Origin of the sequence: Pseudorhodobacter sp. E13 (assembly GCF_003991405.1) — a bacterium.
Taxonomy (GTDB): domain Bacteria; phylum Pseudomonadota; class Alphaproteobacteria; order Rhodobacterales; family Rhodobacteraceae; genus Pseudorhodobacter.
Genome location: NZ_RPEN01000121.1, coordinates 1 through 8,188, shown reverse-complemented (window position 1 = coordinate 8,188; position 8,188 = coordinate 1). Strand labels below are relative to the sequence as shown.

Annotated in this window: 6 protein-coding genes and 3 pseudogenes; 5 read left to right on the top strand and 4 right to left on the bottom strand. The window is 55.7% G+C overall.

All coding sequences use genetic code 11. From position 1 onward, the window contains the following. Positions 1–117: 117 nt before the first annotated feature. The 3 genes and pseudogenes from EGN72_RS19380 to EGN72_RS00715 all read right to left on the bottom strand — a co-directional run. Positions 118–677: pseudogene (locus tag EGN72_RS19380) on the bottom strand (transposase); the annotation flags it as partial. Between the two features lie 198 nt (positions 678–875). Beyond that, positions 876–1,991 carry a DegT/DnrJ/EryC1/StrS aminotransferase family protein gene (locus tag EGN72_RS00720; RefSeq protein ID WP_127044751.1) on the bottom strand — a complete coding sequence of 372 codons (1,116 nt, stop codon included), beginning with the start codon at positions 1,989–1,991 and terminating at the stop codon, positions 876–878. Continuing rightward, positions 1,988–2,392, bottom strand: a complete 405-nt coding sequence (locus EGN72_RS00715) for an FdtA/QdtA family cupin domain-containing protein (protein ID WP_127044750.1) — start codon at positions 2,390–2,392, stop codon at positions 1,988–1,990. Before EGN72_RS00715 ends, EGN72_RS00720 begins: the two co-directional genes overlap by 4 nt. Positions 2,393–2,508: 116 nt before the next feature. Between EGN72_RS00715 and EGN72_RS00710 the strand changes: the two genes are divergently transcribed. The 5 genes and pseudogenes from EGN72_RS00710 to EGN72_RS00690 form a co-directional block, all read left to right on the top strand. After that, positions 2,509–3,225 carry an acetyltransferase gene (locus EGN72_RS00710; RefSeq protein WP_127044749.1) on the top strand — a complete coding sequence of 239 codons (717 nt, stop codon included), beginning with the start codon at positions 2,509–2,511 and terminating at the stop codon, positions 3,223–3,225. After that, positions 3,212–4,135, top strand: coding sequence for a hypothetical protein (locus EGN72_RS00705; protein ID WP_127044748.1), 924 nt, complete (start codon positions 3,212–3,214; stop codon positions 4,133–4,135). The genes EGN72_RS00710 and EGN72_RS00705 overlap by 14 nt, the downstream gene beginning before the upstream one ends. Further along, positions 4,132–5,073: a GNAT family N-acetyltransferase gene (locus EGN72_RS00700; protein WP_127044747.1), complete on the top strand. Its 942-nt coding sequence runs from the start codon at positions 4,132–4,134 to the stop codon at positions 5,071–5,073. Before EGN72_RS00705 ends, EGN72_RS00700 begins: the two co-directional genes overlap by 4 nt. 7 nt (positions 5,074–5,080) lie before the next feature. Then, positions 5,081–6,088, top strand: coding sequence for a glycosyltransferase family 2 protein (locus EGN72_RS00695; RefSeq protein ID WP_127044746.1), 1,008 nt, complete (start codon positions 5,081–5,083; stop codon positions 6,086–6,088). A 556-nt stretch (positions 6,089–6,644) separates the two neighbouring features. After that, a pseudogene (locus EGN72_RS00690) lies at positions 6,645–7,064 on the top strand (transposase); the annotation flags it as partial. A gap of 523 nt (positions 7,065–7,587) precedes the next feature. On the opposite strand, the pseudogene istB reads toward EGN72_RS00690, so the two are convergent. Further along, positions 7,588–8,076: pseudogene (gene istB, locus EGN72_RS00685) on the bottom strand (IS21-like element helper ATPase IstB); the annotation flags it as partial. Positions 8,077–8,188: the final 112 nt, after the last annotated feature.

Here is an 8,188-nt window from a genome sequence, read left to right as displayed (position 1 = left end):
CTACAACCCACGCCGCAAACACTCAGCCCACGGCTGGAAATCACCCGTGGCCTTCGAACAGAGGGCCGCTTAACATAAGCACCTGACCGGAACAGAACCGGTGCAGGTCCAATGCAACAGTCGCGTCGGATCGGCGCGCTTGGCCAGACGGTCATAATAGGTGGCAAGGGCGATCGGCGGTGTCTCGCAGATCGGTTCGACCCCATGCGCACCGCGATGGTCATACCCTCTCGTGCATGTAAACATGCACTGCCGGGCAGTGAATGAACTTGACCATCACTTCGAGCGGCGGTCGAACTCCCGCTGCCCGGCAGCGGTTTGCATGCAAACCGCGAGATGGGCCATCGCAAAATACGCGTTCGCCAGTGGGCTTGAACCAATGGCGCCTTCACTGGCTCACCCTTGCGAAGGATCTCATTCGCCTGGCGCAGCTCGCGGTGCTCGCGTTCCAAAGCCTTCATACGCTCGGCCATCTCGCTGGAGACGCCCGGGCGCTTGCCGCTATTGACCTCGGCCTTCTTGACCCAATCGTTCAGGGTCTGGGGCGCACAGCCGATCTTCACCGCTATCGACATGGTAGCTTGTCAACGCGATCCATGCTGGCCCTCATTGTCGAGGACCAGACGCACGGCGCGTTCGCGCACTTCGGGGGAAAATTTGTTCGTTGTCTTGCTCATGATGCTCTATCCTACTCAGGAGTTGGAGCCTCCGGCAAACCCGGCGCGGTTCACGGTTCAGTCTTCTCCCCGCTCGCAGCATCATGCCGCTGTTGCGCAGAAAATCCACTTATCCCGGCTGTTCAGAGTCCCGGAACCACCTCTAACTGGGGCCTCCTCCCCTCGCGAAACTTTAAACCGTTCGCCTGCGGAGAACCCTTAAGAGCGAAGGGACTGCCGCACAGCCGAGATGACCTGGGAGACGTGGTCATCGGTTAGGTGGGGGCCGATTGGCAAGCTAAGAACCTCAGCCGAAAATCTTTGCGCCAACGGCATTGGCGTCGCATCGGAGAGGAAGCCACACGAAGCGTAGACTGCTTGCTGGTGCGGGGGAATTGGGTAGTGAATCAATGTTTCAATGCCAGCCTCAGCCAGTCGCTTTTGAAGCAGATCACGGTCGGGATGGCGAATAACAAAGAGATGCCAAACCGGATCTGCCCAATCGGGCACGAATGGCAGCGTGAGGGGCTCACCCGCAAGCTCATCAAGATAGCGCTTCGCCACAGACTGTCTCCGAGCGTTCCACGCATCAAGACACCCTAACTTCACTGCCAGCGCAGCCGCTTGCAGCGGATCAAGGCGGCTGTTCACACCCAACACTTCGTTTTCATATTTGCGCCGGGAGCCATAGTTTCGCAGCATGCGCAATGTGTCGGCGACATCTGCATCACTGGTTGTCACTGCGCCCCCGTCGCCCAACGCGCCGAGGTTCTTGCCGGGGTAAAAACTCCAGGCCACGGCATCGGCCATCTTGCCGATCCGCAGACCGTTGATCCGCGCCCCATGTGCTTGTGCAGCGTCCTCGACGACCTTTAGCCCATGCTTGCGCGCGATAGGTATTATCGCGTCCATATCTGCGGGCTGGCCATAGAGATGCACTGGGATGATTGCACTGGTGCGCGGGGTGATCGCGGCTTCGATACGGGAGGGGTCGATGTTGTAAGTGAACTCGTTCGGCTCGACGGGCACCGGGACCGCACCACAACGGCTAACCGCAAGCCAAGTCGCGATAAAGGTGTTGGATGGCACTATGACCTCATCCCCCGCCTTGACGCCGACGGCGCGCAGCGCCAGCTCCAGCGCGTCTAACCCGTTTCCGACACCGATCGCATGGTCGGCTTCGCAATATGCAGCGAACGCAAGCTCGAAGGTTTCCACCTCTGGCCCAAGGATATACCACCCCGATCGCGCAACGCGCAGCAGCGCGCTGTCTATTTCGTTGGATAGCTCGTCGTGAGCCGCCTTCAGGTCAAGAAAGGGAACGGCCGGTTTCATGCTGTTTCTGCGCTGAAGGTGGCGTAATCGCGGATATAATCGGCTTCGTCATAGGCCGCAGAGGCCAGCACCATGCAAACAGCGCCAGAGGAGAAGTTGTCGAGGTAGCGCCAAGTCATCGGGCAGACGTAAACCCCGTGATACGATCTGTTCAGCTGAAACTTTTTCTGTTTTTTTCCATCGTCCAGCAACAAATCGAAACTGCCAGCCATAGAGATAATGACCTGCTCAAGCCCTCTATGCGCGTGCGCCCCACGATCCGAACCGCCCGGAACGTCATAGAGATAGTAAACCCGCTTGATATCAAAAGGGATATGTCGCTGCCCTTCGATGAAAGTTAAGTTACCGCGCACATCTGTGATCTTGGGAAATTCAACCAACTTGCAGTCTTCGATCGACACTGTTTTTCCCTATTTTCTGCTCAATGCACTACCTTTAACGCGATGGCAGCACGTCATTGACACGCTGATAACATTAATCCAAAGGTGAGGGTCACACTAATCACCTTGGTTTCGCGATGCAAGTTCAGAACAACGACGGCAGCCCACGCGGACAACTTGTAATAATTGGTGCGGGTGAGTTCGCAGACATAGCGCATGAATATTTCAGTGAAGACAGCCAGTTCGAGGTTGTCGGCTTTGCGGTGGAACGTGCCTATATTGAAGGGTCGGAACATCGCGGTCTTCCAGTTGTTGCCCTTGAAGATATAGAAACCCATTTCCCGCAAGACAGCGTGCAGGTTCACGTTGCGGTTACGAACACAAAACTGAACCGGGTGCGCGAGCGGCTGGTGGGCATCGTCCGCAGCAAGGGTTACAAGCTTGCAAATTACATCAGTTCGCGCGCCTTCGTCTGGCGCACAGCCGAACTTGGAGAGAATGTCTTTATTTTCGAAAATAACGTGGTTCAGCACGGTGTCCGCATCGGCGACGGCGTCGTTCTATGGAGCGGCAACCATGTGGGGCATCAAACCCGGATCGGAGATTTTACGTTCGTTTCTTCGCATGTCGTCATCTCGGGTTACTGCCAGATCGGTCAACGCTGCTTTCTGGGGGTCAACTCTACGTTCGCGGACAACGTCACGATCGGGGATGATTGCTTTGTTGCCCTTGCCTCGGTGGTCAATAAAAGCTTCGAAGCTCATGGACAAATGCTGACGGGGCATCCCGCCGTGCCGTCCAAAGTGACTTCATACCGTTTCTTCAAAGTGAAAGCGCCTGATGTCTTGGAGTAAACTTGGCCAAATCTGGTCACCCACCGGCGAGAAACCATGGGCTCGTCACAGCTTTATGACGCCGGTTCCAATTCAGATTGATGCCAACACGATACGCGTCTTTGGCGGCGTGCGCGACGATGCAGGGGTCAGCCGCATCGCGTGGATTGATGTTGATCGCGGCAATCCACAACGTGTCCTTGCTGTTGCCGAAAAACCAACGCTGGATATCGGAGAACCGGGCATGTTCGACGATAACGGCGTCATTCTTGGCGACGTTTTGCGCCTCTCGGCACAGCATTTGCGCATGTATTATGTGGGCTTTCAACTGGTCGCCAAGGCCAAATTTCTTGCCTATACTGGCCTCGCCGAAAGCCACGACAATGGCGAGACTTTCACGCGGGTCCAACCCACGCCGGTGATCGACCGCGCCCCGAACGCGCTTTTCATCGCAGCGCTTCACAGTATTCTGCCGACAGAGAACGGCTACCGCGCCTGGATCGCCTGCGGGCAGCGTTGGGAGCTGATCGACGGCATCCGATACCCACAATATAATTGCTGGACGGTGGAAAGCCCGGATGGCGTGACATTTGACATGACGAAAGCGGTCAAGTTTCTGGATGTGCGTGGCGATGAATACCGCATTGGCCGCCCCCGTGTTAATCGGGCCGGAAATGCTTACGAGCTTCGCGTCACCTCAGATACGCGCGACAAGCTTTATTCTTGTCATTTTGCAACTTCCAGCGATGGTATAACCTTCACCCGAAGCGATCTGAGCGAGCTACCCCGCGGCGGCCCGTCGGAATGGGACGGCGAGATGACCTGCTATCCCGCGCGCCTCGACACTGATCAGGGTGAAAGTTATCTGTTCTATAACGGCAACGGAATGGGCCGAACCGGCGTCGGGGTCGCTCGTTGGATAGGCAAATGAGCAGCCTCTCGATACGTCGCTATGACAGGTCCTGCTCTGATATCTGGAACGCGTTCGTCCGCGACTCCAAGAACGGCACTTTTCTGTTTAACCGTGGTTTCGCCGACTATCATGCGGATCGGTTCGAAGACCATTCCCTGATCGTTTCTTCGGGTGAAAAGATCGTCGCACTGCTGCCAGCCAACGCGGACGGTGATACGATCATATCCCACGGCGGCTTGACCTATGGCGGGTTTATTACGGATTCACGCATGGGCACGGCGCTTATGCTGGATGTCGTCAGTGCAGCCACCGAGTATATGCAAAGCGCAGGCTTTACCCGGCTCGTATACAAGCCAATTCCGCATTTTTATCACAGCAGCCCGGCGGAGGAAGATCTCTACGCTCTTTACCGCGCGGGGGCACGACAAATCAGGATGGACGCTGCAAGCGCTATTCGGATGCGCGACAGACCGGGGTTTTCCAAGTCAAAAAGGCAAGGGGCAAAGGCCGCCCGCGCCGCCGGGATCGAGGTCCGGGAATCTCGGGACTGGAGGGCCTGCTGGCAATTGCTCGAATCGGTGCTTTCTTCCCGCCATGGCGTAAGCCCTACACATTCGTTAGTGGAAATGGAGAAGCTGGCGGCAACCTTCCCGGAAAATATTCGGCTTTTTGGCGCTTTTTCTGGTGCCGACATGCTCTCCGCACTGGTGATGTTTGACTGTGGCCCAACCGTCCATGTGCAATATATCGCCACCTCACCCGCCGGACGTGATGCCGGGGGGGTTGATATCATCGTCGACCACCTGCTCACCGACACTTTCCGTGACTGTATTTGGTTTGATTTTGGCATATCGACGCTGGACCAAGGCCGGGTGCTTAACGAAGGCCTTTGCCGCCAAAAAGAGATGTTCGGGGCACGCAGTGTCATTTATCAGCAGCTTGAACTGAAACTCTGACAGGGACATGCTGCACTGGAATGCGCGGCGCAGAAAAGGAAAAGTGATGATGTCGCAGCAAAAACTGATACCACAGCTCTGCTCCGTGGTTTGTACGACCTATAATCAAGCCGAATTCTGCGAGAGATCACTTCAGTCAATATTCGACCAAGACTATCGAAACATAGAGATTGTGGTGATAGATGACGGCTCGACAGATGACAATGTCGCGGCGCTCGAACGTGCGTTGGCCCGATCACCATTTCCCTATCGTCTGATCACGCAAGAGAATACCGCAAACATCGCCGTGAACATTAACCGCGCTCTTGCGGCTGCAACGGGAGAGTATCTTTGCCTCTTGTCGCTCGACGATCTGCTGTTGCCCGACTGTCTTTCAACCCGTATTCGGCTGCTTGAAGCAAACCCCGATAAAATGTTCGTGGCAAATACCTGTAACATCGAAATCGACAAAACTGACAGCGTGACAAACGACAGATATCTTGCGCCGATGCATGGATTGGAATTCCGGACGGCAGCAGATCTTTTAGAGCATGAATACACGCATATCGGCACTTTTTACGTTCAAGGTGGCGTCTTTCGCCGTGCCATTTTTGACGCCGTTGGCGGCTATGATGAAGATATGACTGGCGATGACCTTATCATCCGCACGAAGATTTTTCGCTACATGGTGGATCGCCCTTCGCTTGGCTTCTCGCTGTTGGACAAGCCGGGCTTCGCCTACCGAAAACATGGCAATAATATCCACCGTGATACGTTCCGGCAGCTGAAGACCGTTCTGGAATGGCGGAACCGTTACTTTCCCGAACGTCCGCTGCCAGAGGCGTTCAGGGGGTGGTCGTTTCTTTTTTTCAGCCAGTGCCTTGCCTCCAGAGACAAAACAAAATTGGAACACGCCTTCAGCTATAGCAAAGAGCTCAAAGAGCTTTTCCAAGACTATCGCTCAACTTGGAAATACCGCAGGCGGGCAGTCAAAAACTACATTCGCCGCATTTTCGGCGTCACTGCAAAATACTGAGAATGGGTTCTGACGTTGCCCCCAGATGCTCCCTCTTTAGCATAGAGCGCTTGCGGGTTTGGATTTCATATTTTCCATCGTTATCTTACGCAGACGCGTCGTGCATAGAGCCCTCATGCAGCTTAGGTTCAGGACTTCGGTAGCGGGGTCATCCCTGTCAAGCGGTTTTGCGCATGCGGAAAATGCCGCCTGCCTGCGGTCTTGTCCTTTGAACAATTGATCCGCTCTCCTGATTGGTAACCTTCTTCTGAGATCTACCCGGGTGCATGCTTCAGTCCATGGTCAGCGCGATGACCGCCAACATGATGCTGGTTCAATGCTATCCCGATGTGCCCATCTCATTGGCGTGCTCGATATGTTCGGCATCAGTCCTGAGCGCGGCATCACCGGAACCGCGTCCCGGTAATCCCCCCCGAAAGTAAGGGGCTACATAAGTAGAATTTTCTCGCCAAAATGAACGAGGAGATTCTGAATGAAGACAAGCAGATACACTGAGTCGCAGATCCTTGCGATCCTGCGTAAGGCCGAAGGCGGTGTCCCGGTGGCAGAGCTGTGCCGCGATGGTCGTGCGTTTCGGCTGCTAAACGTGCTGGATGACTTCAATCGCGAAAGCCTGGGCATCGAAGTGGATTTCTCTTTGCCAGCTGAACGGGTCATTCTCAGCTTGGACAGGAGCATCGAGTGGCGCGGCAAACCCGGCACCATAAGGGTCGACAACGGCCCGGAATACATCAGTCGCAAGCTGTTGATCTGGGCCGAGAAACGGGGCATCACGATCCAACACATCCAACCCGGCCAGTCCCAGCAGAACGCCTATATCGAGCGCTACAACCGCACAGTTCGGCACGAATGGCTCGACCAATACATCATCGAAACAATCGAGGAGGCCCAAGACCACGCCACTCAATGGCTATGGACTTACAACAACGACCGCCCGAACATGGGCATTGGCGGCATCACACCCGCCCAGAAACTGAAAAATGGCCGCGTAAGTTCTACGAATGCACCCGTTAAGAACGGGGGGATTGCCCCCTGTCAGGGCCATAGACCATACCACAATTCATACCACTCAAGAAAAGCATGCGAGGCAAATCGAAAGAAATCCAGAGCAAACAAAAAAGCGCGGGAAAGCCCAATGAAATAAAGAAAAAAGGCCGCCCAAAGCGACCTGTTCAAACTGCCAAAAAAGGTATGGTGGCGGAGCGAATGGGTCTGAAAGACAACCTTCTCTACCGCTGGAAGCTCCATCAAACGCCATATACGACAGAGGACACTGAAAAGAACGGCACTACCGGCAGAACTTGGCCGAGGGGGATGAAGTGGTCCTTCTTTCTGAACTTGACTGTCAATCCCGGAGCAAAATTGGCCAGTTGACCGGTGGAATAGTCCCCAACGGCTTGGGTGTGGCGGGCGCCTTGTCGCGCGCGCTCCCAAGTAGCTGGCGCGTGACAAGGCGCACTGGCCGAAGGCCAGTTCAGGCAGACCTTTTGTTTGGGTGATCAGGTTTTGGCTTTGCGGCTCTGGCGGAGGCGGAAGCTGTCGCCGTTCATTTCGAGGATGTGGACGTGGTGGGTCAGGCGGTCGAGGATGGCGCCTGTGAGGCGCTCGGAGCCGAAGACCTCTGTCCATACGTCGAAGGGCAGGTTCGATGTGATCACGATCGAGCCGCGTTCGTAGCGCTGTGAGATGATCTCGAAGAGGAGCTCGGCGCCTGTCTTGGAGAGCGGCACGAAGCCCAGCTCGTCAATGATCAGCAGGTCCTGGCTGACAAGGGTCTTCTGGAGGCGCTGGAGCCGGCGCTCATCGACGGCCTCCACGAGTTCGTGGACGAGAGCGGCCGCGGTGGTGAAGCGCACCTTCAGGCCTTTCTGGCAGGCTGCCAGTCCGAGGCCCAGGGCAACGTGGGTCTTGCCGGTGCCGCTCGGACCGAGTGCGATGACGTTCTCACGGCGGTCGGCGAACTCGCAGCGAGCCAGTTCCATGGTCAGCGCTGTTGATTGCCACTGAGAATTGACCCGGCATTGTCACCGAGAACTGACCCACCCAGTGGTTATGTTCTGCGTGTCATGATGGCGTCAATGCTGGTGTTTCCTTCCGTTT